Here is a 26,590-nt window from a genome sequence, read left to right on the forward strand (position 1 = left end):
GAGAAGGACGGAACTGTGCCCGACGGAAAACTCCTGGCCGTCAGCGATCTGCATGTCGTCTACGACGAGAACCGCGCGCTGGTCGAGACGCTGCGACCCGAATCGGACGAGGACTGGCTGATCGTCGCGGGCGATGTCGCCGAGAAGTACACCGACATCGAATGGACGCTGCGGCTGGTCAGCGACCGCTTCGCCAAGGTGATCTGGGTGCCGGGCAACCACGAGCTGTGGACCCACCCCCAGGACCCGTGTGACCTGCGCGGGGAGAAGCGCTACCTCCATCTCGTCGAGCTGTGCCGGGAGTTGGGCATCGCCACGCCCGAGGACCCCTATCCCGTATGGCGCGGCGCCGGCGGCCCGGTGGCGGTGGCTCCACTGTTCGTGCTGTACGACTACTCGTTCCGGGCGCCCGGCGCCACCACCACGGCCGAATCGCTGCGTATCGCCACCGACGCGGGTGTGGTCTGCTCCGACGAGTACTTCCTGCATCCGGAGCCCTACGCCGGCCGGGACGCCTGGTGCTGGGCCCGGGTCGCGGAGACCGAACGCCGGCTCTCCGCCGTCGACCCGGCCCTGCGCACCGTCCTGGTCAACCACTTCCCCCTGGTGCGCGACCCCACCCGGGTGCTGCGCTACCCGGAGTTCGCCCAGTGGTGCGGCACCGAGCTGACCGCCGACTGGCATGTGCGCTTCCGGGCCGCCGCGGTGATCTACGGGCATCTGCACATCCCCCGGGTCACCTGGCACGACGGCGTGCGCTTCGAAGAGGTCTCGGTCGGCTACCCGCGCGAATGGCGCAAGCGGCCGCCACGGCTGCCGCTGCGTCAGGTGCTGCCCGCCCCGGCAAGCCGGGGCGTCCGGTGATCGAGGCGATTCTGCCCGCCTCGGTCGTGACGGAGGTGGCGTACGACGACCGTGTGGCGGAGCCGGACGAGAAGCTGTTCCCGCAGGAGCGCGCCGTCGTGGCGACGTCGGTCCTGACGCGGCAGCAGGAGTTCACCACCGTACGGTTCCTGGCCCGGCGCGCGCTGCTGCGTCTGGGGCAGCCTCCCGTGCCCCTGCTGCCCAGCCCCCGGGGTGCGCCGCAGTGGCCGGCGGGCTTCGTCGGCAGCATGACCCACTGCGAGGGATACCGCGCCGTGGTCGTGGCCAGGTCGGCCGGGACGGCGGCGGTCGGCATCGACGCGGAGCCCGACAAGCCGCTGCCGCCGGGCGTGCTGGACTCCATCGCGCTGCCGTACGAGTCCTCGCGCATGGACTTCCTGATGGCGCGTCATGCCGGGGTCTGCTGGGACCGGCTCCTCTTCAGCGCCAAGGAGAGCGTCTTCAAGGTGTGGTACCCCCTCACCGGACGCGAGCTCGACTTCAGCGAGGCGGAGATAGCCATCGATCCGCTCGGCCGGACCTTCCACGCCCGGCTCCTGGTACCGGGCCCGGTGGTCGGGGGCCGCACCCTCGACGGATTCTCCGGCCGCTGGCACGCCGCGCACGGCCTGGTGGCCACCGCCATCCACATCCCGCATTCCACAGCGCCGTGAAAGCTGAATCGTAATCATTTTTTCTTTGAAGTGAGCATGACAAGACACACAGAGCTGATATCCAGGTGGAGTCCATGTCCCCCCACCATTGGAGAAGCATCTCCGTGCGCTCATTAAAGCCACTTTTCGCCGTCCTCTTGGCATTCGCCGCGGCCATCACGATATCGGCCCCGGCGCAAGCGGCCGACGGCAAGTACGTGGCCCTGGGTGACTCCTACGCCGTCGCCCCGGGCACCTGGACCTACGACAACCCTGACGACGCGTGCCGCCGTGGCCCGCTCACCTATTCCCGGTTGTGGGCGGCCCAGCACCCGTCGACCGCGTTCGTGGAAGCGTCGTGCTCGGGCGCGACCACGGCCGACGTCCTCAGCTCGCAGATTCCCCAGCTGACCGCGGACACCACACTGGTGACGCTGCAGGTAGGCGGCAATGACGTCGGTTTCGTCGACGTACTGACGAACTGCATCCTCACCATCGACGACCAGGACTGCCTCAACGGGGTCGACCTCGCGAAGCAGGCCGCCGCGGCGTACCTGTCCCCCGCGCTCTCGCAGACCTACGCCGCCGTGCGTGCGGCCGCCCCCAATGCGAGAGTCATTGTCGTCGGTTATCCGCGGCTTTACACCATCAGCGGTTCCTGCGGAATTTTCGGTCTGAGTGACAAAGAACGCACGGCCATGAACTCGGCAGCCGACACGCTCGCCGATATCATGTCCGCCCGGGCGGCAGAGGCCGGTTTCACATTCCTCGACGCGCGGCCGGTCTTCGACCCGCACACCATCTGCTCGAGTGGTTCGACCTGGGTGACCAGCCTCGAATGGGACAAGATCAATGAGTCCTACCACCCGAACGCCGCGGGCCACCGGGACGGCTACCTCGCCGCTCTCAACGGTCTGACCGGATGATCAAGCAAGCCGACTGAACAGGTGAGGGCGTTCCGCATCGTCTGCGGAACGCCCTCACTGTCGTTGCCGGTCCGTCAGCGCCAGGGCTGTCAGCGCGGCGCCTCGGCGAGCTCGCCGAGGTCACCGCTCTCGCCGATGTCACCGCTCTGGCCGACACCGGCGCTCGACGCGCTGACCAGCATCTGGGAGGAGGCGAGTTCGCGGTAGAGCACATCGGCCTCCACCAGCTCCCGGTGGGTTCCCGCGGCCCGCACCAGACCGTGTTCGAGCACCACGATCTGGTCCGCCTCGGTCACCGTGGACAGCCGGTGCGCGATGAGGATCACGGTGCAGCGCCTGGCCGCCTGGTCGACCGCGTCCCGCAGCGCCCGTTCGTTGCTCGCGTCGAGCTGGGCGGTGGCCTCGTCGAGCAGCAGCACCTCCGGCCTGCGCAGCAGGGCCCGCGCGATGGCCAGCCGCTGACGCTCGCCGCCCGACAGCGTGACACCGCGGTTGCCGACCTCCGTGCGCAGCCCGTCCGGAAGGCGGTCGATCAGTGTGTCGAGTCGGGTCAGCCGCAGGACCTCCGCGATGTCCTCCGGGGAGGCGTCGGTCGCCGCGTACCGGAGGTTGTCCTCGATGGTGCCCGCCATGACCGGCGACTCCTGCTCCACATAGGCGATGCGCCGGCGGACCTCCGCGCGGGGCAGGGTGGCGATGTCCACCCCGTCGATGAGGATCTGTCCCGCCGCCGGTTCGTGGAAGCGCTGCAGCAGGGCGAACATGGTGGTCTTGCCCGCGCCGGACAGTCCGACCAGGGCGGTCTGGGTGCCGCCGGGGACGGTGTACGAGATCCCGCGCAGGGCGGGAGCGCGGTCCGGGTAGGAGAACCGGACCTCCCTGAACTCGACGGGTGGCGCGCCGGGCCCGCGTGGTCCCGCGGGCCGGTCGGGTACGTCGACGTCGTCCTCGACCGGCATGTGTTTGACCTGCTCGATACGGCCGACGGCGCCGAGCCCCTGCTGCAGCATGCTGAGGCCGGCCACGAGTGAGCCGATCGGGCTCGCCAGGTAGAAGACGTACAGCAGGAAGGCGATCAGCGCGGCCGCTTCGAGCTCGCCGGAGGCCACCAGGGCTCCGCCCACCCCGAGCACGGCGAGGAACGCCGCCTGGATGGATACCCCGGACAGGACCTTCACCATGGCCACATAGCGGGCGCCGAGCAGACCGGCCCGGTACGCGCCCTCGATCGCCTCTCCGGCGAGAGCGGTCTCCCGGCGTTCCGCGCCGTTGGCCTTCACGGTCCTGGCGGCGCCGAGCGTACGGTCGAGCGCGGCGCCCACCGCGCCGACGGACTCCTGCCCACGGGCCACCGCCTCGCGGATCCGGGGCAGGATGAGGACCATGACCAGGGCGACGGCGAGCAGTACGCCGGCGGTCACCGCGAGCAGTCCGAGGTGCACCACGCCCATCAGGATCACCGCGCCCAGGATGCTGAGCACCCCGTTGGCGACCATCACCAGCCCCTCCGTGGCCGCGTTCTGTACGAGGGCACTGTCGGAGGTGACGCGGGCGATGAGGTCGCCCGGCGGGCGGCGGTCCAGTTCGGGCACCCGCAGCCGGACCAGCCGGAACACCAGGTCGCGGCGGATCTGCCGGACCACGCGTTCCGAGGTGCGCTGCTGCCACCACGACTGCAGCCCGGTGAGCCCGGCGCCCACCACGACCAGTGCGGCGAGCAGCAGGACAGGGCCGAGCACACCGCGGCTGTCGCTCAGCCCTTCCAGTACGTGCTGCGCCACCAGCGGCTGCACCAGCCCGGCGGCGCTGGCCGCCAGGACCAGGAGCAGGGTGGCGAACAGCACCGCCCGGTGCGGGCGCGCGTAGCGCAGCAGCACCCGCAGCGGGGCTGTCCCGGGAGGCGGGGAGGGCGGCGACGCCGCGTCGGCCCCCGCCGGTGGGCGGGCCCGGTCGGTCGCGGCGGATTCGGAAGCGGTTGTCATGGGAGGTCCCGGGGTCGCGGGCGGGAGATGTTCAGTGGGGTGCGGGGACATGCGTGTGCCGCGCCGCGATCTGTTCGAGGTGGTCGGCGGCGGCCACCTGGCCGCCGGCCGCGCGCAGGGAACGGCCGATGGCCTCGGCCGCCGCCCGGTGGCCACCGCTTCCGTCCAGTACGGTTTCGATGGCGGCGGCCAGCCGGGTGGCGTCCACCCGGCTGAAGCGGACCCGCACACCCGCGCCCGCGTCGACCACCTGTCCTGCGACGATGGGCTGGTCGTCGCGGATCGGGGCGAGTACGAGCGGCAGCCCGTGCCACAGCGACTCGCACACGGTGTTGTGGCCGCCGTGGCAGACCACGGCGTCGGCCAGTGCCAGCAGGTCGAGTTGGGGCACATGCTCGCGCACCAGTACGCCGGGCGGCACGTCGGAGAGGGTATGTCCCGGGTCGACGACGACGCCCTGCACCCGGTCGCCGAGGCGGTCGAGCGCGGTGACCGCCTCCGCGAGGAACCGGCCGCCCGCGTCCACGTTGGCCGTGCCGAGCGAGACGAGGACGGTGCTGCGTTCCGGGTCCAGCCACTCCCAGGGGAAGTCCGAGCGGTCCGAGCGAGGGGCGATGGCCGGTCCGACCAGATGCACCCGCTCGTGCGGCAGCGGCGCGTCCCCGAGCAGCTCGCGCCCGGTGAACGCGATGACGCCGTACGGGGAGAAACGCGGGTCGCCCGTCCGCTCCGGATCTCCGATCCGTCCGCGCAGGGCGCCGAGCAGCTCACTCAGCCAGGCGCCCACCTTGGGCAACCCGCCCAACGGGTCGATGAGTTCGGCCGAGGTGGTGGCGGAGGTGACATGCGTGATCCCACGGCGCTCGGCGACGAGCGCGCCTGCCACGGCGTGCTGGTCGGTGAGGACGACGTCCGGCCGGAACGCGTCGATCGCGGCGTCGACACCCGGCGCCATCAGATCGGCCAGCGGTACGAAGAACTCCGCCCAGAGGAACCGGAACGCGGCGGGTCCTGTCATGCCCGGTGGCCGGCTCAGCCCGCCTTCGGGCATCGGGCAGTCGAACACCGCGGTGTTCTCGCCCGCGAGGCGGCGGATCTGGTCGGCGTGGCCCGCCCACGCCACCTGGTGGCCGCGGCCGGCCAGTTCGCGGGCGACCCCCACCAGGGGGTTGATGTGCCCGACCAGTGGGGGGACGACAAGCAGGAAGCGGGTCACCGCACCGCCTCGGCCGGTACGTGTTCCCGTACCCACTTCAGGATCAGTTCGCGGGTCTCGTCGGTCCTTTCGACCAGGACGGAGTGCCCCTGCTCGGCGAGGACCACGGTGCGGCACCGGGCCAGCTTGGCTTCCAGGGAGGAGACCTGGGCGCTCAGTCCCGACTCGTCGCCGAAGATCGCCAGCACGGGGCAGCCGAGGTCACCGAGGTCGTCGCCGATGACACGTCCCGCCGGAACGTCCTCGGCGAGTGTGGTGGTCCGCAGGATGCGGCTGGCGCCACGGGAGAGCCGGGCGGTGTGCGCGCCATGGTTGGCGGAGATCCAGCCGATGACCTCTTCGCGGGCGAGCTGGTTCTTGGCGTCCGCGAGGCCGTCGGCCATGTGCCGGGTCCACTCCGCGACCGGCGGCTCGGACTCGATCATGGTGACGGTGGCGACCCGGTCCGGGTGCCACGCGGCGAACGCGGTGGCGATCGTACCGCCGAAGGAGTTGCCGACCACATGGACCCGGCGGGTCTCGCCCAGCGCGTCGAGCAGCCCGGCGAGGTCGTCGACGAAGGACTCCAGCCGGTAGCCGGTCCGTGGCCGGTCGCTGCGGCCATGACCGCGCAGGTCGTACATGATCACGTCGAAGCCGGCGGCGGCGAAGGCCGGGCCGAGGGTGAAGTAGTAGCTGGCCAGGCTGTCGGTGAGCAGGCCGTGGACGAACACCACGACGGACGGCTCGGCGCCGTCGGCCGGCGGGTTCGCCGCGGGGAGCCGCTGCACATGGGTGGTGATCTCTCCGGTGCGTATCTTCATCGGCTCAGCCCTGCTCGGTGGCGCGCAGCGACGCCACGACGTAGTCGGCGAGCTCGCCGACGGTGAGCGCGATGATCTCTTCGAGGTCGAGATCGGCGATGAAGAGCGCGAGGTTGACGCGCTCCCCGTAGTGCTCGCGCAGTTTGCCCGCGAGCGTCACCAGGTCGATGCTCTCCAGTTCGAGGTCGTCGTGGAAGGTGGTCTCCCGCGTGATCTCGGCGTCGTCGAGGCCGTCCTCCTCCAGCAGTTCCCGCAGCAGGCCCGTGATGTCCGCCAGCACAGCGGCATCATCGGGGCCGAGTGGCGTGCGCTCCCGCTGTTCCGCGGCCGCGAACCCGATCGCCTCAGTGCTCATTCCCGCTCTCCTGTCTCGTTGTCATCGGTCGTCCAGGCGACGACGTACCGTCGCTCGGGCAGTCCCGGTGGATTGGTCACCTGCCGGACGCGTACCTCGTACGACCGGCCTTCTGTCAGCACGCGGAGCCGGTCGGCGTCCGCGGCCACCACGCGGTATTCGGCCGGGCGGCCGCGCAGCCCGGTGCCCCGGGCCTTGGCGACGGCCTCCTTGGCCGCCCAGAACCGGGTGAACCACAGCGGTCCGCTGCCGGCCGAACCGGCCACCAGCCCGTCGAGGAGGGCCAGTTCCCCGGCGTCGCAGGCCATCTCGGCGGTGGCCCTGGGCCGTTCGGTGATCTCCTCGATGTCGATCCCGCACGGTCCGCGGCCGGCGAGGGCGACCCCCGTCTCCCGGCGATGCGCGAGGGACACCGTCAACTCGCCCACCTCGCGCCCGTGCACGCCGTACGCCAGGGGCCGTCCCGCGTCGTCGTTGCGTACGGCGACCTCGGCGGGGTAGACCTCGCCCGCGCCCTCCCGCCACAGCAGGCCGCGCACCGCGTCCTTGGCGGCGACCCTGCCGAGCAGCCACTGCCGCCTGCGGACCGGGGGCAGTTCGTCGTACCGGGCGCGCTCGGCGCCGCCGAGCATGTTGCGCATGATCAGTTCCCGGGTCGCCAGATCCGGCCAGCGCTCGTGCACCATCGTCCAGCCCTCGGGCTGCGGCGTGGACAGCGTGTGGTCACCGGGGAAGCGGTCCACCTCGCGGATGTTGGGATCGGTGTCGAACCGGCGGTCCTGCCAGCCGGTGAACTCCGCCCACACCCGCCCGTCGTGGACCAGCTGCATGTCCGCGGTCAGGGTGCTGTCGGTGACCTCGGTGATGCGGATCGAGCACACCAGCCGCTCCCCCGGCCGGGGATCAGGACCGTGGAAGCGGATGCGGTCCATGCGTACCGGGAAGACCGTGGTGCGCTCGGTGAGCGTCGCCATGATCCAGTAGCCCAGCAGCTGCCCGACGTTGTCCAGCAGGGCGCCGGGGGCCTCCGGCGCGGTGATGATGCCGCGTACGTGGAGGTCACCGATGGCGGTCAGCTCGCTGACGCCCTGGAAGCGCGGCCCGTGGAACATCCACCGCTCGGAGTAGAGCTGTTCGGCCCGCAGTTCGGGGACGCGTTCGGCGGCCGGGTCGACGGGCCACGGCTCCGGCGGCGGGGCATGCCCGGGGGCCAGTTCCACCACCGCCCGCGAGTAGCCGGTCAGGCTGACCTCGACCCGGTCGGGCGCGACCTGCCGTACCGCCACCGGCACCTCGACGGCCGGCATGGCCTCGATCCACTTCAGCAGCCGTACGTCGTGCACCGCGACCGCCCGCATGCCGGGCACGGCGCGTTCCGCGATCTCCATGAGATGCCCGATCACCGTGGTGGCGGGCACGATCGGCCACCGGTCGGCCTCGTCGGGCCAGCCGGGCCGCTGCCGGAAGAAGCAGTGGTCGAGGAGGTACGGCATCTCCGCGACGTCCACGCGCAGCACCGACGGCACCGGGGCCGGGCCCGGCCCCGGCAGCACGGGCGGCCGCGGCGGGATGCGGCGGGCCGGCGGAGCCGCCCGGCGCGCGGCGCCGGCGCCGATGAGCTCGTTGGCGAGGGACGCGGTGTCGTTGAGGAGCGCGGACAGTTCCGCCGCCACCGGGAAGCGGGCGCCCGCCTGTCCCAGCAGGTCAAGCGCTCCGCCGTCGGCGACGGCGGGGGCGGGAGCGCGGGTCACGGTCCCGGCGAGGGCCTTCCTGGCCTGCGGGGGCAGCGACACCAGAGCCCCGCCGAGGTCGAGCCTGACCCCGGGCCCAGATGTCCTGGCGGCCGTGGCGGACACCGTGGACACGGGTCCGAGGAGCGGTCCTGCGTCGGGCGTCCCGCCGTCCACCCACAGCGCGGTGACCACCCGGCGCAGCTGCGCGAGGCTGTCCCTGGCCGGGGAGTGGGCGGAGACGACCAGCCGGTCCTTGCCGGCCAGGGTGTCGTCGATCAGCGAACCGAGCTGACCGGCGCCCAGCTGGATGAACGCGCGGTAGCCCGCGTCGTGCATGGCGGAGATCAGCAGCCGGAACCGCACCGGTTCGAGCAGATGCCGGACGAACAGCTCCCGTACGGCGGCGGGGTCGTCCGGGTAGAGCGCGGCGGTCGTCGCCGACCACACCGGGGTGGACTGCGGATGCAGGGTGTACGTCTCCGCGGCCCGCCGGATGGGATCGAGGTACGGCGCGAGCATCGGGGTGTGGAAGCCCGAGCGGAACGGAAGCACCTGGCCGATCACACCCCGGGCCCTGAAGCGCTGGACGAGCTCGCCGACCGCCTCTTCCGGGCCGCAGATCATCGACTGGTTCGGCGCGTTGTCGTGCGAGAGCACCACGTCGCCGCGGCCGGCCAGTTCGGCGAGCACCTGTTCCGCGGGCATGCCGAGGACGGCGAAGGCCGCGCCGGGCACGCGCAGGGCGTCCGGGTCGAAGCCGGCCAGGAAGGTGTCGACCTCGTCGGCGGAGTGGATACCGCCGCACGCCATGGCGGTCCACTCCCCCACGCTGTGCCCGGCGACCGCGTCGGGCACCACGGACAGCCTGCGCAGCGAGGTGTCGAGCAGCCTGCCGAGCTGGAACACCGCCGCGCCGTGCCGCCCCACGTCACCGACCCTGGCGTCCTCGCCGGCCGCCCACGCGAGACCGAACCGCTCGGCCAGTTCGGCCACTTGGGGCTCGAACTCGGCTTCGAGGCCGGGGAAGACGAACGCGGTCCTGCCACCGGCCTCACCGAGCAGCGGGCGGGGGCTGAACCACACATCGCTGCGGCCGCGCCAGGCGGCTCCCTTGCCCACCGCCTTCCTGGCCAGCTTCAGCCGGCGCGCGTTCGGGTCGACGATGCCCAGCCTGGCCGGTCCCGCCGCCGGGGCGCGTTCGTCGAGCCCGGCGGCCAGCACCGCGGAGTCGTCGGCGTCCAGCAGCGCGGCCAGTGCGGACGGGTCGGCCGCGGCGAGCCGCAGTACCCGTTCCGGCTCACTCACCGTCGTACGGGCGGTGCGTGCGGCCGGCGCGGTGGCCGGCTGCTCCAGTACGACATGGGCGTTGATGCCGCCGAAGCCGAAGGCGTTGACGCCCGCCCTGCGCGGCGCCCCGGTGGCGGACTCCGTCCAGGGCCTGGCCCGCTCCAGCGGGGCGAACCTGGTGGCCTCCAGGGCGGGGTTCGGCTCGTCGCAGTGCAGGGTGGGCGGCAGCACACCGTGGTGGATGGCGAGCGCGGCCTTGATCAGTCCGGCGATCCCCGCGGCGGGCATGGTGTGGCCGATCATGGACTTCACCGAGCCGATGGCGGCCCGCTCACCCACGGCGGGTCCGAACACCTCGGTGATGGTGGCCAGTTCGGCCCGGTCACCGGCGGCGGTGGCGGTGCCGTGCGCCTCCAGCAGCCCGATGGCGTCCGCCGCGCGTGGGTCGAGTCCCGCCGCGTCCCACGCCTGCCGGACCGCGCGCACCTGGCCGTCGGGATCGGGGTTGAACAGGCTGGCCGAGCGGCCGTCGCTGGCCACTCCGGTCCCGGACACCACGGCGTAGATCCGGTCCCCGTCGCGCTCGGCGTCCGCGAGACGCTTGAGCACCACGATGCCGGTGCCCTCGCCGATGAGCACCCCGTCGGCGTCGCGGTGCAGCGGGCGGATCCGCTGGCTCGGCGACAGCGCGCCGAGCTGGTTGAACACACTCCACAGCGTGATGTCGTGGCAGTGGTGGACCCCGCCGGCCAGCATGACGTCGCACCGCCCGGCGGCCAGTTCGCGCACGGCGTGGTCGACCGCCACCAGCGAGGACGCGCACGCGGCGTCGACGGTGTAGGCGGGACCGCGCAGGTCGAGCCGGTTGGCGACGCGTGAGGCGGCCAGGTTGGGTACGAGCCCGATGGCCGACTCCGGCCGTTCCGGGCCGAGTTGCGCGGCGAACGCCGACCGCACCTCCTCCAGCCGGTCGTCGCCGAGTTCGGGCGCCAGCTCACGGAGCGTGCGGACCACCTGGTTGGCGGTGCGCACCCGCTGGTCGAGCCGGACGAGACCGGGTGTCAGATAGCCGCCCCGGCCCAGGACGATCCCGGCGCGCTGCCGGTCGGCCGGGAGCACCGGCTCGCCACCGGCGTCCGCGAGGGACTGGTGGGCCATCTCCAGCGCGATCAGCTGGTCGGGCTCGGTGCCCGGCACGGAGGTGGGCATGATGCCGAACCGGGTGACGTCGAACTCGGCGTCCTGGTCGACGAATCCGCCGCGCCGGCAGTACACCCGGTCGCTGCGCCGGGGCCCGTCGGGCGCGTAGAACTCCTCGTCCCAGCGGTCGGCGGGCACCTCGGTGATCGCGTCGACGCCGTTGACGATGTTGTGCCAGTAGCTGTCCAGGTTCCTGGCGCCCGGGAAGAACGCGGCCATGCCGACGATGGCGACCGGCGTGCTGGAGGGCATGCGGGTCACCAGCCCGACGCGGTGTAGACCGCCGCGTGCACCTGGGGGGCGCCCCAGGCGAGTTCACGCAGCAGGCTCAGCGGCCCCTCCTCGGGGTCGATCAGCTTGATGCCACGGGCCGCGTACGAGCGCATCAGCTCCGGGGTGACCATGCCGCTGTTCGTCTCCGAGGCCGCCCACGGCCCCCAGTGGACGGTCAGACCGCGGCGGTCCTCGGTGGACCAGCGGCGCCCCAGCTCCTCCAGCGCGTCATTGGCCGCCGCGTAGTCGCACTGGCCGCGGTTGCCCAGCGCCGCCGCGATGCTGCCGAACAGCACCGCGAAGCGCGGCCCGGTGGGCAGGGCGTCGACCGCGTCGAGCACCGCCCGCGCGCCGCCCACCTTGGTGGTGAACACCCGGCGGAACGACTCGACAGGCTTCTCCGCGATCAGCTTGTCCTCGATGACGCCGGCCGCGTAGACCACGCCGTCGAGCCTGCCGTGCTCGGCGTGGATGTCCTTCACCGCGGCCCCCACCAGCTCCGTGTCGAGCACGTCGACGCAGTGGTAGCGCACCTCGCTGCCGAGCGCCCGCAGCCCGGCGAGCGTGGCGCGCACCTCGCGCTCGGCCAGTACGGCGGACACCCGGCGCTCGACGTCGGCGGGCGAGGTCATGCCGGAGCCGAGGAAGACGGCCCGCAGCGCGTCGCGGTCCGCGGCGCCGGCGGTCGCCGGGTCCTCCGTGCCCGCGGGCACCGGTGTACGGCCCATGAGTTCGATGCGGCACCGGCTCGCGGCGGCGATCGTACGGGCGAACCGCGCGGTGATCCCGCGGGCGCCGCCGACGAGCAGGACGACCGACTCCCGGTCGAGCCCGGCCGCCTCGGCCTCGGCGACGCCGTCGCCGGCCGGGCCCGCGCCGGTGGAGCCCAGCGTGCCCAGGTCGGTGAGGGTCAGCCGCAGAGCGCGCCTGCTGCCCCCGTCGGTCAGCACGACCGGTTCCCGGTCGGTGGCGGCGAGTTCGGTGACGAGCGCCTCGGCCACCGCCTCCGGTCCGGCGCCCGGCGCCACCTCGACCAGGGTCGCGGAGAGGTCCGGGTACTCGCGGTCGACGCTGCGGAAGAAGCCGCGCAGCCCGCTGGCAGCGCCTTCCGTCCTGCGCTCGACGGCGATCAGCTTGCGCGGCGCGCCGGCCAGCACGGTCTGGAACAGCGGGAACGCCTCGGGCAGGGGCGCGTCCGCCGCGTCGAGGGTGTCCAGGTAGAGCACGGCGTCCGCGGTGGCCTGCGGCAGTTCTCCGGCGGGCACGAGCTGGGGCAGCGCGCCGGCCGCGCGCAGCCGCTCGGCGAGCACCGGGGCCAGTTCGCCGCCGCCCAGCAGCAGTACCGTACTGCCGCTCTCGATCGCGCCGGTCACCTCGGGCAGAGGGGCCTCGGTGAACTCCAGCCGCTGCGGGGGCACGATCTCGGCCTCGGCGCCGGCGGGCGCGGGCTGCTCGGCCGCCGGGGCCCCGGCGGGGCCGTCGTCCGCTCCGCCCGGGCCGGCGAGCCGGGTGACGAGCAGCTCGGCGATGCCGGCCGCGGTGCGCGCGGCGCTCAGCCCTTCGAGATCCGCGCCAGCGTCCATCGGCAGGCCGAGCCGGACGGCGAGCTCGCCCGCGATCTCCGTGCGCTTGATCGAGTCCACACTCAGATCGGCTTCCAGATCGAGTTCGGGCTCGATCATGTCCACCGGGTAGCCGGTGCGTTCGGCCACCACCGCCAGCACCGACGCGAGCACCGTGTCCAGGTCCATGACGGCGGCGACCGGCTCCGTCACGGGCGAGGGCGCCGGGGCGACGGGCACATGCTGCGGGACGGGCGCGGGCAGCGCGGCGGGGACGGCCGCGGGCTGCCCCGCCGGGTAGCCGACGGCCTGGTAAGCGACGCCCTGGTAGGCAGGGGCCTGGTAGGCGGGGACGGTCTCGGGACCTCCCAGGTAGCGCAGCATGACGTCACGCTGCGCCGCGACCAAGTCCCGGCTGGTGCGCAGGAACTCGGCGACAAGGGCGTCCGGACCGGACACTGCGGCGCCGTGGGGGGCGTGGTTCTCCGGCACGATCAGCTCCGTAACGGGTCGGGCGGGATGCAGGGCGTTGGGCGGGATGGTGCCGTCGGCGCGGCGGACGAGCTGGCCGTCCACGGTCCAGCCGGCGGGCCGGTCGGCGACCGCGGTCTCTGGGTCGACCGCGTCCCGTCCCTGGAAGAGCCGGCCGGTGCGGACATCGGCGCCGCTGACGGCGAGCTGGGCCAGGGCGGTGAGGAAGCCGGTCAGCCCGGCTCCCCGGCCGCCGTCCAGCGCGACGGTGCGGTGGGGGCGGTCACCGAGCACGGCGGCGACCAGCCCGCTCAGTACGCGGCCGGGGCCGACCTCGGCGAAGACGCGGGCGCCCGCGGCGTACATGGCTTCGATCTGCTCGGCGAACCGGACCGGCGCGCCGATCTGTGCGGCGAGCCCGGCCCGTACGGCCGCCGGCTCGGCGGGGTACGACGCGGCCGTGCGGTTGGCCCAGACGTCGAACGCGGGCGCGTACACCGTCATGCCGTCCAGGCTGTCGGCGAAGGCGTCGCCCGCGCCGGCCAGCAGGGGGCTGTGGAAGGCGCAGGCCACCTGGAGCGGCTTGGCCGAGTAACCGGCGTCGCGCAGCCGCGAGACCGCCACGGCCACCGGCTCCGTGGGTCCTGAGATGACGGTCTGCACGGGCGAGTTGCGGTTCGCGGCGACGACGTCCTCGTCGAGACCGGCGAGCCGGAGCACTTCCTCGACCTGCTCGGGCGTGGCGGTGACGGCGGCCATCGTGCCGGCGTCGCGCCCCTCGACCTGGGTCAGGATGGCCTCGGCGCGCGCGGCGCTCGCGGTGAGCACGTCCTGCGGCGCGAGGGCTCCCGCCACGCCGAGCGCGACCAGTTCGCCGTAGCTGTGACCCGCGGCCATGGCGGGCCGTACGCCCACCGAGGCGAGCAGTTCGGCGGCCGCGAGTTCGACGACGCCGAGTGCGGGCTGGGCGACGGCCGTGTCGGTGATACGGGCCAGCTGGCCGGCCTTCCCCTCCTCGTCGAACGCGGCCGGCGGGTAGAGCGCCTCCGCCCAGCGTGCGCCGAGGTGGAGGTAGCGCTGCAACTCGGGGAAGGCGACGAACAGTTCCGCGAGCATGCCGGGCCGCTGGCTGCCCTGCCCGGGGAAGAGGAACGCCAGCGCGCCGGTCCCGGTCTCCTCGGACGAGCCCTCGGCGACGGCATCGGCCGCGTAGATGCCGGCCTCCGGCGCGTGCTCCCCGTCGGCGGCGCGGCGCAGCAGCTCGGGCAGCCCGGCGAGGCTGTCCGCGACCACGGCGATCAGTACGGACTCACCGCGGACGGCCGCCTGGTCGCTGCGGCGGGACATATGACGGGCGTAGTCACGCAGCCGCCACTGGCCGCCGCGTTCCGTCAGGTCGAGCAGGGCGCGCGCGGCCCGCCGGGCCGCGGCGGCGTCCCGGCCGCGGAAGGTGAAGAGTTCGGCCGGCCACGCGTTCAGCGCGTGCGCGGGCGGCGGCTGGTCGTACGCGCGCAGGACGACATGGAAGTTCGTACCGCCGAAGCCGAAGGCGCTCACCCCGGCGATCCGGTCCGCCGGTTCGGTGGCCCAGGGCCGGGCGGCGGTATGGAAGACGAACGGGCTGCTCTCGCCGTCCCAGGCCGCGTTGGGCTGCCGCACATGCAGGGTCGGCGGCTTCACACCGTGGTACAGCGCCAGCGTGGTCTTGATCAGCCCGGCCAGTCCGGCGGCGCACTTGGTGTGTCCGATCTGGGACTTCACCGAACCGACCGCGCAACTGGCGGGCTGGGCTCCGGCCTCGGCGAACACCTCGGTGAGTGTGGCCAGTTCGGTACGGTCGCCGACGACCGTGCCGGTGCCGTGCGCCTCGATCAGACCGACGTCGGCGGGTGAGACTCCGGCGTTGCGGTAGGCCCGGGTGAGCGCGGCGCGCTGGCCGGCCGGGCGGGGCGCGGTCAGGCCCAGGGCGCGGCCGTCGCTCGCGCTGCCGACGCCGTCGATCACGGCGTAGATCCGGTCGCCGTCGCGCTCGGCGTCGGCCAGCCGCTTGAGCACCACACAGGCCACGCCCTCGCCGAGGGCGATGCCGTCGGCGGCGCCGTCGAAGGTGGCCGAGCGGCCCGACGGGGACAGGGCGTGCACGGAGGAGAAGAGCAGATAGTCGTTGATGCCGTTGTGCAGGTCGGCGCCGCCGCACAGCACCAGATCGCTGGTGCCGGTGACCAGTTCCTTGCAGGCGACGTCCACGGCCGTGAGCGAGGACGCGCAGGCCGCGTCGACGGTGTAGTTGGCGCCGCCGAGGTCGAGCCGGTTGGCGATCCGGCCGGCGATGACGTTGGCGAGCATGCCGGGGAAGGAGTCCTCGGTCAGCCGGGGCAGCTGCTCGTCGAGGGCGGGCGGGATGGTGCCCACGTACCCGGGCAGCACCGTGCGCAGGGTGGTCGCGTTGGACAGGTCACTGCCCGCTTCGGCGCCGAACACCACGGAGGTACGGGCGTGGTCGGTCTCACCGGCGTACCCCGCGTCGGCCAGCGCGCGCCGTGCGGCCTCCAGCGCGAGCAGCTGCACCGGTTCGATGCTGGCCAGTGAGGCCGGCGGTATGCCGTAGCGCAGCGGGTCGAAGGGGATCTCGGGCAGGAAGCCGCCCCAGCGCGACGGGGTGCGTTCGCCGTCGCCGTCCGGCGCGTAGTACTGCTCCGCGTCCCAGCGGTGCGCCGGGACCTCGGTCACGCAGTCCTTGCCGGCGAGGATGTTGGCCCAGAACTCGGCCACGTCCGGGGCGCCGGGGAACATGCCCGCCATGCCCACCACGGCGATGCGCAGCGGCTCGGGCGCCGGCTCCTCGGCCGTATCGCCGAGGCCGAGTCCGGCGCGCAGTGCGGCGGCCCGGGTGCGCAGCCATGCGGCGGCCCCGTCGGCGACGGACATGTGGAGCGCGGCGACGGTGGTGATGGCGTCGCGCAGCACACACACCTCCCCCGCCATGAACATGCCTTCGCCGGCCTGGCGGGCCTCGTCGACCGGCCGCAGCTCGTCGCCGACCCGCTCGATGCCCTTGCTGGCCAGCCGCAGCCTGCCGACGTTGAACCGCTCCAGCTGTTCCCAGATCTCCCGGTCGGGCACGCCTTGTCCGCGCAGGTCGTCCTTGAGGCCCGCGAAGTCCTGGGTGATGGCGCTGTGCGCGCAGCGGGTGGCGTGTCCTGGCGCGGTCTCCAGCAGGTCGGTCCGCTCGGCGGCGACGATCTGCCGCTGGAAGAGCGGCTGGATCGCTCCGGCCGCCACCGCCTCTTGGGTGAAGAGGTACGCGGTGCCCATCAGCACGCCGAACGCGACTCCGGCGCGGGTCAGCGGGGCGGCGAGCGCGGCGGCCATCGCCGCTGAGCGTTCGTCGTGGATGCCGCCCGCGAACAGCACCGTCAGCTCGGCGGCCGCCTCGTCGCCGGCCTCCGCCACGAAGTCGAGCAGGACATCCGTCTGGGCCTCCCACAGCGGGAAGCTATTGCGCGGCCCGACGTGTCCGCCGCACTCGGCGCCCTCGAAGATGAAGGTGCGCGCGCCGGCGGCGAGGAACTGCCGCAGCAGTCCCGGTGACGGGACGTGCAGGAAGGTGGTGATCCCCTCCGCCTCCAGCGCGGCGGCCTGGGCCGGCCTGCCGCCCGCGATGATCGCGTGCGTCGGCTTCAGCTCCTGGACGACCTCCAGCTGCGCGGCCCTGATCTCCTCGTCGGCGAAGCCGAGCACACCGACGCCCCACGGGGCGTCCCCGAGGGCGTCCCGGGTGCGCTCCAGCATCGAGCGGGTCCGGTCGGCGCCGGCGAGCGCCAGCGCGAGGAACGGCAGCCCGCCCCCGGCCGCGACGGCGGCGGCGAACTCGGGCTGGTCGCTGACGCGGGTCATCGGCCCCTGGGCGACCGGCAGTCGGGTGCCCAGCGCCCTGGCGCCCGGCGATCCGGCGGCCAGCGCCGCGGCGGGCCCGTCGTCCTCGATCGCGGCGGTCATCGCCGTCCTGATGCCCCGGACGGCGTCGCCCACGGTCTTCCAGCGCTCGGCGAAGGTGGCGGCGAGGAACGCGTCCTGGCCGACCGGGAGAAACTGCGTCCGGAGATCGTCGCTGCCGATCCTGGCCGCGAACTCGTCCGGGTCGGCGGGGAGTTCGGGGGCGCCGGGGCCACGGCGGCGCAGTACGCGCGTCCCGTGGTGCAGCACGGTCTCCGAGCCGTCGAGCCCGGTGAGCGCGCCGGTGATGTCCGTCGGCAGCCCCGCTTCGTCGAACAGCGCGAGCTGGGTGTCGAGCACGACGCCCGCCGCGCCCCCGGCGACGGCGGCGGCGGCCGTGTGCGGCCCGATGCCTCCGCACGCCCAGACCGGCAGGGTGAGGGCCGGGTCCGCCAGGACCTGCTGGAGCAGGACGAAGGTGCTCAGTTCGCCGGCCCGGCCCCCGCTCTCGGCGCCGCGGACGATCAGGCCGGCGGCTCCGGCCCCGGCGGCACGGCGCGCGCCCGCCCGGTCGGTCACTTCCACCAGCACACGGCGGCCGGCGAACTCCGCGGGCGACCGCCCGGGGTCCGCGAGCAGCACGGTGTCCACGGGCTCGGGCAGGTCGGCGGCGGTCACGGTGCAACCGGGCCGTATCCGCACTCCGAACGGCAGCGGCGACCAGCGGCAGGTGCGGTCCAGTGTGTCGGCGACATCCCTGGGATCGCCGACGGGCAGCTCCAGCACACTGACGGCTCCCGCGCGGGCGGCGACGGCGGTGAGCCGTGGCGACGGGCGGTGCAGGGGGTTGACCGCGATGACCGAATGTGTCAGCGAGAAGCCAATGGACTCGCCGGGGTCCGGCATCCGCATGAAGTCTCCCGGATCGATGTGGGGGGTACCGGCCGGTAGTTAACTGGCCCGGCTTCCCCGGGGTCAACCGGTCACACTGAGCAACACCTCACCTTGCGTATACCTTTTCGCACGGTGTGTAGTGGGAGGTTTGCTGTATGGGGACGTAGCACCGGCACTTCCCAGGACCTCCATCGCGGGATCACATAAGCGATATCGACCTGTCATGTGCATGAAATGCTGACCCGGCTCCGGGGATAACCACTGTGCTCAACATCACAACAACTCAAGGCTTGGCGCGACCATCCGCGCGAGGCGCCTACACGGTGTGACACAGCGTCCGCCGACACGTCGGTCCGACCGACACACTCTCGCACATCGTGCGAAACCGGCCAGTCCTCACAACGTATCTCAGACCGACAATCAGATCATCCCAAAGAAACATCCTCACGGCGTTTACGCCGTGCCGCCGCGACGCTTGACGGGGGATCGATAAATTCTATGGTGGAGACAAGACGATCAACGTCGGATGTCAACTCGAATGTCAACAAGGAAGAAGAGGGCGGTCATAGCCTTTGGAATCCTGGCATTTCGCGGTCGCGTGGAGTGAGATGACAATGCTTCAGGTTTCGGTTGTCGTACCGTGTTTCAACGAGAGCGAGGTGATCAGGACCTTCCACAAAGCTTTGATCACCGCCCTCGAACCAACCCGGCAGACATTTGAGATCTGCTACGTCGACGACGGAAGCAACGACCGGACCAGAGGCCATCTGAGCGATCTCGCCAGAATGGATCCGCGAGTCCGCTACACCTCCTTCAGCCGTAATTTCGGCAAGGAAGCCGCGATGCTCGCGGGACTCCGTATGTCCCGGGGCGACGCGGTGGTCCTCATGGACGCCGATCTGCAGCACCCTCCCGAACTCGTCCCCCGCATGCTGGAGTTGCACCGGCACGGCTACGACCAGGTGATCGCCCAGCGCGACCGCGCGGGCGAGAACGCCCTGCGTACGGCGCTCAGCCTGGCCTACTACCGGCTGGTCCGCCGCTGCATGGAGGTCCATGTCGTCGACGGGGCCGGAGACTTCAGACTGCTGTCGCGCCGCGCGGTGAACAGTGTGCTGTCGCTGCCCGAGAGCAACAGGTTCTCCAAGGGAATCTTCTCCTGGATCGGTTTCGACACGGCCAGCTTCACCTACCGCAATGTCCAGCGGGCGGCCGGGCATTCCAAGTGGGGCGGCAGAAACCTCCTCAACTACGGAATCGACGGGCTGCTCTCGTTCAACAGCCGGCCGCTGCGCCTGGCGATCCACACCGGCCTCTGTCTCTTCCTGTCGGCGCTCGTCTACGCCCTCTGGATCATCATGAACGTCGCGCTGAACGGGGTCGACGCACCGGGCTACACCACGCTGATGACCGCCGTCGTGGCGCTCAGCGGAATTCAGCTCGCCACGCTCGGCATCATCGGGGAATACGTGGGACGGATCTATCACGAGGCGAAACGGCGCCCTCATTATGTGGTCCGCGAAACGAATGAGACCCGCGCGGCCTTCCCGGCCGGCGGCCCGTCATCGACGACCGTCGCGCAGGCGCGTTCGGAGCCATGAGGTCCCGCACACTGCGCCAGTTCGCCGGTTTCACGGTGATCGGCGTCGCCAACACAGCTGTCTACTTCGCGGTCTATGCCTCGATAAATGTCTGGATCCCTTATCTGGCCGCCCATGTACTGGGATACCTGGTGAGCATTACGGGATCGTTCCTGCTGAACTCGTACATCACGTGCCGGACGCGGCCGACCTGGCGTGCCTTCGCCCGGTATCCCCTGTCGGGCGCGGTCAATCTCGTGGCCTCCGGGGTCCTGCTCCAGATCACCGTCAGCAGGCTGGGCGTGGACGAGAACGTCGCCGCCGTCGCCGCCGGTGTGCTCGTCACACCGCTCTCGTTCCTGCTCGCGCGGTGGGCCATCACCTCCGGCGCGGCCGCCGAGGCCGGTTCGAACCAAACCGAAAGGCAGTGGTGCACATGGCCGCGGGCGCATCGAGCGTCACCATCCCGAGACAGCCGGGCGAGCGAGTCCGGCCGGGCGGGGACGGCCACCGGGGATCCGTACGCGCGTGGACGGCGTTCTGGCCGGTGTGCCTCTCGCTCCTGCCGCTCGGGCTTCTCGGCATGGCCTCGTGGCTCGGCCGTCATGTCCGCCCCAGCGCCGACGAGTGGTGCTTCCTGCCCAGCGTGCGGGACACCGGCATCTCGGGGCTGATCGGGAAGTTCTACTACGCGGACAACGGACGCCTCGGCAACGGCCTGCTGGTCGGGGTGTACGCGAAGTTCGGGGTCGCGGGCCACCAGTGGTTCGGTGTGATCAGTGGTGTGGTCATGCTGGGCCTGCTGTGGGCCGTGACCGTCCGGCTGCTGCGCATGGCCGGCCGGACGGCGCCGCGCGGGATCCCCCTGCTCGTGGCGTCCATGATGACGGCGGTCTTCCTCTTCGCGACCCCCAACACGTACAAGACCTTCTACTGGCCCGCCTCCTCCGTGTCGCACACCGCGGCGCCCGTACTGGCCTGCGCCGCGGCGATTCCCCTGCTGTGGGCGCGGTCGCGCGGGGGACGGATCGCCGCTCTCACCGCCGCGCTCGTCGTCGGGGCCTTCATCGGCACGCTCTCCGAGGAGGCGTCGGTGGTCACCCTGGTGGTGCTCTCGGCCGTTCTTCTGATCAGCCGCGGAATCTTCACCCCGCGGGTACGGGGCTTCGCGCGTGCCTGGTGTCTGACCGGTGTCGCCGGGGTCGGCATCGGGACGCTTGTCCTGCTCACCTCCCCGGGGTCGCGCAACCGCCGCGAACGCTACGGCGCGCAGACCACGTCGATGTTCGCGCCCGAGTCACTGACGGCATCACTGCGCGCGTTCACGGACATCCTGGAGAGCCTCCTCATGACCTGGCAGTACGCCGGGGCGGTGGCGGCAGGGGTGCTGCTGGGTCTGCTGGCCAGCAGCCGGGCACCGCGCGCGTCGCTTCTGCTCCCGTGCCGGCCTCTCTTCCTGGCCGCCGCCGGCGCCCTCACCTTCCTCGCCGCCGGCTATCTGTGCACGGTCATCACGTACCCCATGTTCGGCTCACGGGTGGTGACAGCGACACGCACCTGGAACGACTACCTCCTGCTGTACGTCGTGCTGCTCATGGGCGCCGGCGCCCTGCTGGGGCGTGCGCTGCGACGGCGCGGGAGGCGTACGGGCGTGGCGACGGCGGCCGGCGCGGCGGTGTGCGCCATCGTGTGCGCCGGACTGGTGGCCCCCCTGGGGCAGCTGGGGGACGACATGCGCGTACGGGCCCAGAAATGGGATCACCAGGATCAGTGGCTGCGTGAGCGGGCGGCGGACGGCGCGCGGGTCCTCCCGTACACACCGCTGTCGATCAGGGGGATGGGAGAACCGTTCGGCGCCAACGGACGCAAGCCCTGGCCGGCCTCCTGCGTGGCCAAGTACTACCACCTGGAGCAGATCACCTTCTCGCGGCAGCTTCCCTGAAAGCCGGGCGGTAAATGCTCCTTGATTTCCGGCAGCGCCAATCCGGACACCGCTTATGCGCGGCCTTTTATGGGCGCCCGGCGGAAACACCCGGCTTCCCGACCGAGGCATCGTGTGGGATGCTGAGGTATCAGGACTTCCCCTTCTTCCCACCGAGGCATTATGCGCTGCGTCATCGCCCGCTTCCCCTTCGAGCTGGTCAAGAGCGAGGTGCAGCAGTCGATGAAGGGCATCAAGCCCGAACCCATCACGGGTGAGTCCGTTGCCATTGGCCGCCGGATCTACCCCGTCAAGCAGGTGGGCGAAGTGATCACCCGGCAGGACCGCCGCGATTTCACCTCCGGTGAGGTGACCAGGGCGCTGACCCGCCTCGGCTTCACCTGCCACGCCGCCCCCGTCCCGGCCACCGCCGCGACCCTCAGCCCGCTCGAGACCGCGTCAGCGCTCCTCGGGACTCTCGCACGCGATTGACCGGGGCCGGGGACTGTCGCCCCGTCAGGGCGGAGCTTCCCACGACCACGTACGGCCCTGCCCGCGTAGTAGAGTCGGCGCCCATGTCGAAGCCTGATGATCTGCTTGTTGACATCGCCACCACGGTGGAGTCCGAGCAATGCAATCAGATGTCCCTCACCGTGGTCGTCCAAGGTGCCGTCATCACCGGACGGTTGGCGCCGGAGACCGTATGGAGGCAGCGAGTCGCCGAGGTGCTGGAGGATTCGGAGCGTCTCGGACCGTTCTCCGCCATCTTCATGTCGGCCGGCTCAGACCCTCACGTGCGACAGCGGAGTGAGCCGCCCACCCATCTGCATTTCCATGTCGCGAGGATCCTCCAGGGAAGCGTCGGCATTCCCGAGACCGGTGGGATGTACCGCATCGCCATCGAGGATGTGGGCGCCTGGACGGTAGGAGACTTCAGCTACTCCGACGGCTGAGTCCGTCCGCAGCCGACCGTTCCGAGCCTCTCGCCCCGCCCCGGTACCAGCTGGTACCGGGGCTCGTTCGTCTCCTCGCTCAGGCCGCGCTGCTGCGGGGGGACTGGCGCTGCGCGGCGGCGGTACGCGCCTGGGACGAGGCGGAGGACCGGCGGGACTGGCCGGCCCGCCCGCGGCCACGGGCCGAGGAAGCGCCGCGCTTGGGGCGTTCGGTGACCGGTGCGCTGATGGTGACGGGGACTCCGGTGGGGGCCTGGGCGCCGGTGATGCGGCTGAGTTCGGCCTCGCCGGAGCGGACCTGGGTGGTCTGCGGGGTGATTCCGGCGTCGGCCATCAGGCGGCTCATGTCGCGGCGCTGGTTGGGCAGGACCAGCGTGACGACACTGCCGGACTCGCCGGCGCGGGCGGTGCGGCCGCCGCGGTGCAGGTAGTCCTTGTGGTCGCTGGGCGGGTCGACGTTGACGACGAGGTCCAGGTTGTCGACGTGAATGCCCCGGGCCGCGACATTGGTGGCCACCAGCACCGTGACATGACCCGTCTTGAACTGGGCCAGCGTCCGGGTGCGCTGGGGCTGGGACTTGCCACCGTGCAGCGCGGCGGCCCGTACCCCGCTGTTCAGCAGGTGCTCGGTGAGCCGGTCGACGGCGTGCTTGGTGTCCAGGAACATGAGGACCCGGCCGTCACGGGCCGCGATCTCCGTGGTCGTCGCGTACTTGTCCGCGCCGTGCACATGCAGCACATGGTGCTCCATCGTGGTCACGGCACCCGCGGACGGATCGACCGAATGGACCACCGGGTCGTGCAGGTAACGGCGCACCAACAGGTCGACGTTACGGTCGAGGGTGGCCGAGAACAGCATCCGCTGCCCCTCCGGCCGCACCTGGTCGAGCAGGGCGGTGACCTGCGGCATGAAACCCATGTCGGCCATCTGGTCGGCCTCGTCCAGCACCGTGATGGCAACCCGGTCCAGCCGGCAGTCACCCCGCTCGATGAGATCCTTCAGCCGCCCCGGCGTCGCCACGACAATCTCCGCCCCGCCACGCAGCACACTGGCCTGCCGCCCGATCGACATACCACCCACGACCGTCGCCAGCCGCAACTTCAGCGACCGCGCATACGGCGTCAGCGCATCGGTGACCTGCTGGGCCAGCTCCCGCGTCGGAACCAGCACCAGCGCCACCGGCTGCCTCGGCTGCGCACGCTGCCCCGCCGTACGGACCAGCAGACCCAGCCCGAAAGCCAGCGTCTTACCCGACCCCGTACGCCCCCGCCCCAGCACATCCCGGCCCGCCAGCGAATTCGGCAACGTCGCCGCCTGAATCGGGAACGGCTCGTTCACACCGAGGCTGGTGAGCATCTTCAGCAGCTCGGGCGGCAGGCCCAGTTCGGCGAAAGACGCGACGGCGGGCAGAGCCGGAGTGATGGTGACCGGAAGAGCGAACTCTCCCTGGAGCGCCGCGGGGCGACGGCCGTTGCCGCCGGACCGGCCCCCGTTTCCACCGGAGCGGCCGGGGGCTCCCGAACGGCCCTGTCCACCCGAGCGGCCCGAGGCCTGGGCACCGAAGCGGCCACCCCTGCCGGAGCCACCGGAGCCCCCGTAGCCGCCGGAGCCGGCGGACCCGCCGCTACGAGTACGGGAATAACGGTCGTTCGTGCGTGCTGTGCGGTTCACTGAGAACCTTTCTCGATGCGGCACGTATCGAGAATTCCTGGCAGGAACAACCGCACAAAGAATCGCAAGATCGAGCCGAATAAATACGCCATACAAAAAGCAACGTAGCTGGGGCCCGCATCCCAAGGAGCGGGCCCCAGCTACGTTGTACGGTTCAGCGTCAGGCGGGAACGATGTTCTCGGCCTGCGGGCCCTTCTGGCCCTGCGTGACGTCGAAGTTCACCTTCTGGCCCTCCTGCAGCTCACGGAAGCCGGAGGCGGCGATGTTCGAGTAGTGGGCGAAGACGTCAGCGCCGCCACCGTCCTGCTCGATGAAGCCGAAACCCTTTTCCGCGTTGAACCACTTAACGGTGCCACTGGCCATGTCTGATCTCCTTCGGGGCATTGCCCGGAGGTCCGCACTGTGCGAACCCCGCATCGCCGCATGATTATCCCGTCCGGAAGAAAGCACCGGAAATACAAAAGCGCGCTCATCGACACGGAACGCCGACGAGAGCACTTGAAGTCTTTGGGAACCACAACTGCAACTGAGATCAACAGTAGCACGGTGCAAGCGGCCGGGCACGGCAGGTGTTATCGCTCTGCCTGTCACGCCATAAATTCTCACCACGCATGGAGTCAATTTCTGCACCAGCGGCAATAGATATTCACTTCCGGTGCTCGGATGTCACGGACCGGTGCCGGCCCCTCCCGGGTCGGCGGGGGCCTCGCGCAGCGTCTCGTTGAGCCGCAGGGCTTCTTCGAGTTGGTCTTCGAGGATGACGATGCGGCAGGCGGCGTCGACCGGGGTGCCCTGGTCGACGAGTTCGCGGACCCGGGCGGCGACGCGCAGCTGGTACCGGGAGTAGCGGCGGTGGCCGCCGGCGGAGCGCAACGGGGTGATCAGACGGGCTTCGCCGATGGCCCGGAGGAAGGCGGGCGTGGCGCCGATCATCTCCGCGGCCCGGCCCATGGTGTAGGCGGGATAGTCATCATCGTCAAAACGGTCGGTGGCGCGCGGTTGGGTATCTGGGGGCACTTGCACCTCTTCTTGGGACGCATCGAGGGGCCCCGGTGCCGTATGGCACCAGGGCCCCGAGGGGTTCAACACCATCTACCGGCTCTGTGCGCCGGCTGTCTGTTTCCGCACGTCCGCCCGAGGGGTGGGAGGTGCGGGGATCGCGGATGCGTGACGGTAAACCACCTGCCAATCCGGGACCTGCGGTACCCGAGCGGACTGCAACCCGCTCGGACCATCCTGATGGTGTTCCACTCCTCTCTGATCTGGTGATCTCCGGGTGTTCCGGCTGGTACGTACCCTGCGTTTCTCTCGCGGTGCCACTCGACGGCCCTGGGGCCGTCCGGCCCGGCAATCAGCCCTGGGACCTCCATCACCTCATGGCCCCAGAACTCCACTGCCGTGCCGTGCACCGCTCGTGCCGGTACGTCTCTGCCGCGATCACTGACTTCGTTGGCTACACGAGAAACTCTAACCACGTCAGCGCCGCATGTCTACTGCGGCCGCAACAGATTTCTCCGTGTCAGGACGGCAGAATCAGATCGGGCCCCGTACGGTGACATGCGTCGACCGACGATTCGTGACTACCGGGTGCTCTGGATGGCGTCATGTGCTGGAGTGCGACGGCCGATCTCGTGGCGGGCGCCGGTATCGCCGCGATCGGTGTGGCCTGTGTGGCGTGCGTGGTGCGGCGGCGCCAGGCCCACGATCTGCCGCTCGCCGCGCTGCCGCTGCTCCTCGGAGCTCACCAGATCGTCGAATCCGTGGTGTGGCGTTCCGGCGGGGGCACCGGCCCCGCCACCCTGGCCTGGGCCGTCATCGCCCTGCCCGTGCTGGCGGTGTGGGTGCCGTTCGGTGTGCTGCTCGCCGCGCCGCCATGGGCGCGGCGCCGGCTGGTGGTGCCGGCCGTCGCGGGGCTCGTCACCGCCGCGGCCCTCGCGTACTGCCTCGCCACCGGGACGGTGACGGCTGACGTCCGCGGCCACACCGTCGGCTATGCCCTCGATCTGCCGGACGCCCCGCTGATCGTCCCGCTGATCGTCGCGGGCTATCTCCTCGCCACCATCGGCTCGCTGCTCCTCGGGGGCGATCCGTTGGTACGGCTGCTGGGCGTGGTGGTCGCGGCCGGAGCCCTACTCTGCGCGGCGCTCTGGCGGCTGGAGTTCGTCTCCACCTGGTGCGCCCTCGCCGCGGTGGCCTCCGTCCTCATGCTCGCCCGGGTGCGACGGCAGGCATCGCGGAGCGCCTCTCCCCGAGCGGCCGACAGCTGACGGGCTTCACTCGTTCGGGTGTCAGCCGGATGAGGGACGGC

Annotated in this window: 17 protein-coding genes and 1 pseudogene; 9 read left to right on the forward strand and 9 right to left on the reverse strand. The window is 71.5% G+C overall.

Going from position 1 to position 26,590, the window contains the following annotated elements; genetic code table 11:
• The first annotated feature begins 15 nt into the window (after nt 1–15).
• From ACZ6MZ_RS11370 to ACZ6MZ_RS11380, 3 genes are all read left to right on the forward strand, one after another.
• On the forward strand, nt 16–864 hold the full coding sequence (locus ACZ6MZ_RS11370; protein ID WP_469351245.1) for a metallophosphoesterase family protein: 849 nt from the start codon (nt 16–18) through the stop codon (nt 862–864).
• Nucleotides 861–1,538: a 4'-phosphopantetheinyl transferase family protein gene (locus ACZ6MZ_RS11375; RefSeq protein WP_469351246.1), complete on the forward strand. Its 678-nt coding sequence runs from the start codon at nt 861–863 to the stop codon at nt 1,536–1,538. Before ACZ6MZ_RS11370 ends, ACZ6MZ_RS11375 begins: the two co-directional genes overlap by 4 nt.
• Nucleotides 1,539–1,642: 104 nt before the next feature.
• On the forward strand, nt 1,643–2,443 hold the full coding sequence (locus ACZ6MZ_RS11380; RefSeq protein WP_469351247.1) for an SGNH/GDSL hydrolase family protein: 801 nt from the start codon (nt 1,643–1,645) through the stop codon (nt 2,441–2,443).
• A gap of 89 nt (nt 2,444–2,532) precedes the next feature.
• Here the strand turns inward: ACZ6MZ_RS11380 and ACZ6MZ_RS11385 are convergent, their stop codons facing one another.
• Genes ACZ6MZ_RS11385 through ACZ6MZ_RS11410 form a run of 6 tightly spaced genes read right to left on the reverse strand, consistent with a single transcriptional unit; the run spans nt 2,533 to nt 18,173 of the window.
• On the reverse strand, nt 2,533–4,425 hold the full coding sequence (locus ACZ6MZ_RS11385) for an ABC transporter ATP-binding protein (RefSeq protein ID WP_469351248.1): 1,893 nt from the start codon (nt 4,423–4,425) through the stop codon (nt 2,533–2,535).
• Between the two features lie 31 nt (nt 4,426–4,456).
• Nucleotides 4,457–5,641 (reverse strand): glycosyltransferase, encoded by a 1,185-nt coding sequence (locus tag ACZ6MZ_RS11390; RefSeq protein ID WP_469351250.1) that lies wholly within the window; start codon nt 5,639–5,641, stop codon nt 4,457–4,459.
• On the reverse strand, nt 5,638–6,444 hold the full coding sequence (locus ACZ6MZ_RS11395; protein ID WP_469351251.1) for an alpha/beta fold hydrolase: 807 nt from the start codon (nt 6,442–6,444) through the stop codon (nt 5,638–5,640). Before ACZ6MZ_RS11395 ends, ACZ6MZ_RS11390 begins: the two co-directional genes overlap by 4 nt.
• Nucleotides 6,445–6,448: 4 nt before the next feature.
• Nucleotides 6,449–6,799 (reverse strand): acyl carrier protein, encoded by a 351-nt coding sequence (locus ACZ6MZ_RS11400; protein ID WP_384189157.1) that lies wholly within the window; start codon nt 6,797–6,799, stop codon nt 6,449–6,451.
• Complete coding sequence (locus ACZ6MZ_RS11405) at nt 6,796–11,271, reverse strand: beta-ketoacyl synthase N-terminal-like domain-containing protein (RefSeq protein ID WP_469351253.1); 4,476 nt, start codon at nt 11,269–11,271, stop codon at nt 6,796–6,798. The genes ACZ6MZ_RS11400 and ACZ6MZ_RS11405 overlap by 4 nt, the downstream gene beginning before the upstream one ends.
• A 5-nt stretch (nt 11,272–11,276) precedes the next feature.
• Nucleotides 11,277–18,173 (reverse strand): SDR family NAD(P)-dependent oxidoreductase, encoded by a 6,897-nt coding sequence (locus ACZ6MZ_RS11410; protein WP_469351255.1) that lies wholly within the window; start codon nt 18,171–18,173, stop codon nt 11,277–11,279.
• Between the two features lie 590 nt (nt 18,174–18,763).
• Between ACZ6MZ_RS11410 and ACZ6MZ_RS11415 the strand changes: the two genes are divergently transcribed.
• The 5 genes and pseudogenes from ACZ6MZ_RS11415 (at nt 18,764) to ACZ6MZ_RS11435 (ending at nt 22,609) form a co-directional block, all read left to right on the forward strand.
• The gene (locus ACZ6MZ_RS11415) at nt 18,764–19,756 is read left to right on the forward strand and encodes a glycosyltransferase family 2 protein (protein ID WP_384193437.1); all 993 of its coding nucleotides are present in this window, start codon (nt 18,764–18,766) and stop codon (nt 19,754–19,756) included.
• Nucleotides 19,753–20,055 (forward strand): annotated as a pseudogene (locus ACZ6MZ_RS11420) (GtrA family protein); the annotation flags it as partial. The gene ACZ6MZ_RS11415 and the pseudogene ACZ6MZ_RS11420, both read left to right, overlap by 4 nt.
• Before the next feature lie 116 nt (nt 20,056–20,171).
• Nucleotides 20,172–21,677 carry a DUF6056 family protein gene (locus ACZ6MZ_RS11425; protein WP_469351257.1) on the forward strand — a complete coding sequence of 502 codons (1,506 nt, stop codon included), beginning with the start codon at nt 20,172–20,174 and terminating at the stop codon, nt 21,675–21,677.
• Between the two features lie 162 nt (nt 21,678–21,839).
• Nucleotides 21,840–22,148: an SCO5918 family protein gene (locus ACZ6MZ_RS11430; RefSeq protein WP_389785514.1), complete on the forward strand. Its 309-nt coding sequence runs from the start codon at nt 21,840–21,842 to the stop codon at nt 22,146–22,148.
• Nucleotides 22,149–22,231: 83 nt separating this feature from the next.
• The gene (locus ACZ6MZ_RS11435; RefSeq protein WP_384193444.1) at nt 22,232–22,609 is read left to right on the forward strand and encodes a hypothetical protein; all 378 of its coding nucleotides are present in this window, start codon (nt 22,232–22,234) and stop codon (nt 22,607–22,609) included.
• A gap of 79 nt (nt 22,610–22,688) precedes the next feature.
• Here the strand turns inward: ACZ6MZ_RS11435 and ACZ6MZ_RS11440 are convergent, their stop codons facing one another.
• From ACZ6MZ_RS11440 to ACZ6MZ_RS11450, 3 genes are all read right to left on the reverse strand, one after another.
• Nucleotides 22,689–24,281, reverse strand: coding sequence for a DEAD/DEAH box helicase (locus tag ACZ6MZ_RS11440; protein WP_469351259.1), 1,593 nt, complete (start codon nt 24,279–24,281; stop codon nt 22,689–22,691).
• Between the two features lie 160 nt (nt 24,282–24,441).
• Nucleotides 24,442–24,645: a cold-shock protein gene (locus ACZ6MZ_RS11445; protein WP_033176054.1), complete on the reverse strand. Its 204-nt coding sequence runs from the start codon at nt 24,643–24,645 to the stop codon at nt 24,442–24,444.
• Between the two features lie 303 nt (nt 24,646–24,948).
• A complete protein-coding gene (locus ACZ6MZ_RS11450) occupies nt 24,949–25,299 on the reverse strand; it encodes a helix-turn-helix domain-containing protein (RefSeq protein ID WP_389792759.1) in 351 nt (116 codons plus the stop codon).
• A gap of 587 nt (nt 25,300–25,886) precedes the next feature.
• Here ACZ6MZ_RS11450 and ACZ6MZ_RS11455 point away from each other — a divergent pair.
• The gene (locus ACZ6MZ_RS11455; RefSeq protein WP_469351260.1) at nt 25,887–26,549 is read left to right on the forward strand and encodes a DUF6629 family protein; all 663 of its coding nucleotides are present in this window, start codon (nt 25,887–25,889) and stop codon (nt 26,547–26,549) included.
• The last annotated feature ends 41 nt before the right edge of the window (nt 26,550–26,590 follow it).

The sequence above is a fragment of the Streptomyces sp. NPDC042201 genome (assembly GCF_055582185.1).

Excerpts from the sequence above, each read along its gene's own strand:
- ACZ6MZ_RS11425 (WP_469351257.1), top strand. The coding sequence starts at position 20,172 with ATGGCCGCGGGCGCATCGAGCGTCACCATCCCGAGACAGCCGGGCGAG.
- ACZ6MZ_RS11385 (WP_469351248.1), bottom strand. The coding sequence starts at position 4,425 with ATGACAACCGCTTCCGAATCCGCCGCGACCGACCGGGCCCGCCCACCG.
- ACZ6MZ_RS11410 (WP_469351255.1), bottom strand. The coding sequence starts at position 18,173 with ATGCGGATGCCGGACCCCGGCGAGTCCATTGGCTTCTCGCTGACACAT.
- ACZ6MZ_RS11415 (WP_384193437.1), top strand. The coding sequence starts at position 18,764 with ATGACAATGCTTCAGGTTTCGGTTGTCGTACCGTGTTTCAACGAGAGC.
- ACZ6MZ_RS11455 (WP_469351260.1), top strand. The coding sequence starts at position 25,887 with ATGTGCTGGAGTGCGACGGCCGATCTCGTGGCGGGCGCCGGTATCGCC.
- ACZ6MZ_RS11445 (WP_033176054.1), bottom strand. The coding sequence starts at position 24,645 with ATGGCCAGTGGCACCGTTAAGTGGTTCAACGCGGAAAAGGGTTTCGGC.
- ACZ6MZ_RS11435 (WP_384193444.1), top strand. The coding sequence starts at position 22,232 with ATGTCGAAGCCTGATGATCTGCTTGTTGACATCGCCACCACGGTGGAG.
- ACZ6MZ_RS11430 (WP_389785514.1), top strand. The coding sequence starts at position 21,840 with ATGCGCTGCGTCATCGCCCGCTTCCCCTTCGAGCTGGTCAAGAGCGAG.
- ACZ6MZ_RS11400 (WP_384189157.1), bottom strand. The coding sequence starts at position 6,799 with ATGAGCACTGAGGCGATCGGGTTCGCGGCCGCGGAACAGCGGGAGCGC.
- ACZ6MZ_RS11395 (WP_469351251.1), bottom strand. The coding sequence starts at position 6,444 with ATGAAGATACGCACCGGAGAGATCACCACCCATGTGCAGCGGCTCCCC.
- ACZ6MZ_RS11405 (WP_469351253.1), bottom strand. The coding sequence starts at position 11,271 with ATGCCCTCCAGCACGCCGGTCGCCATCGTCGGCATGGCCGCGTTCTTC.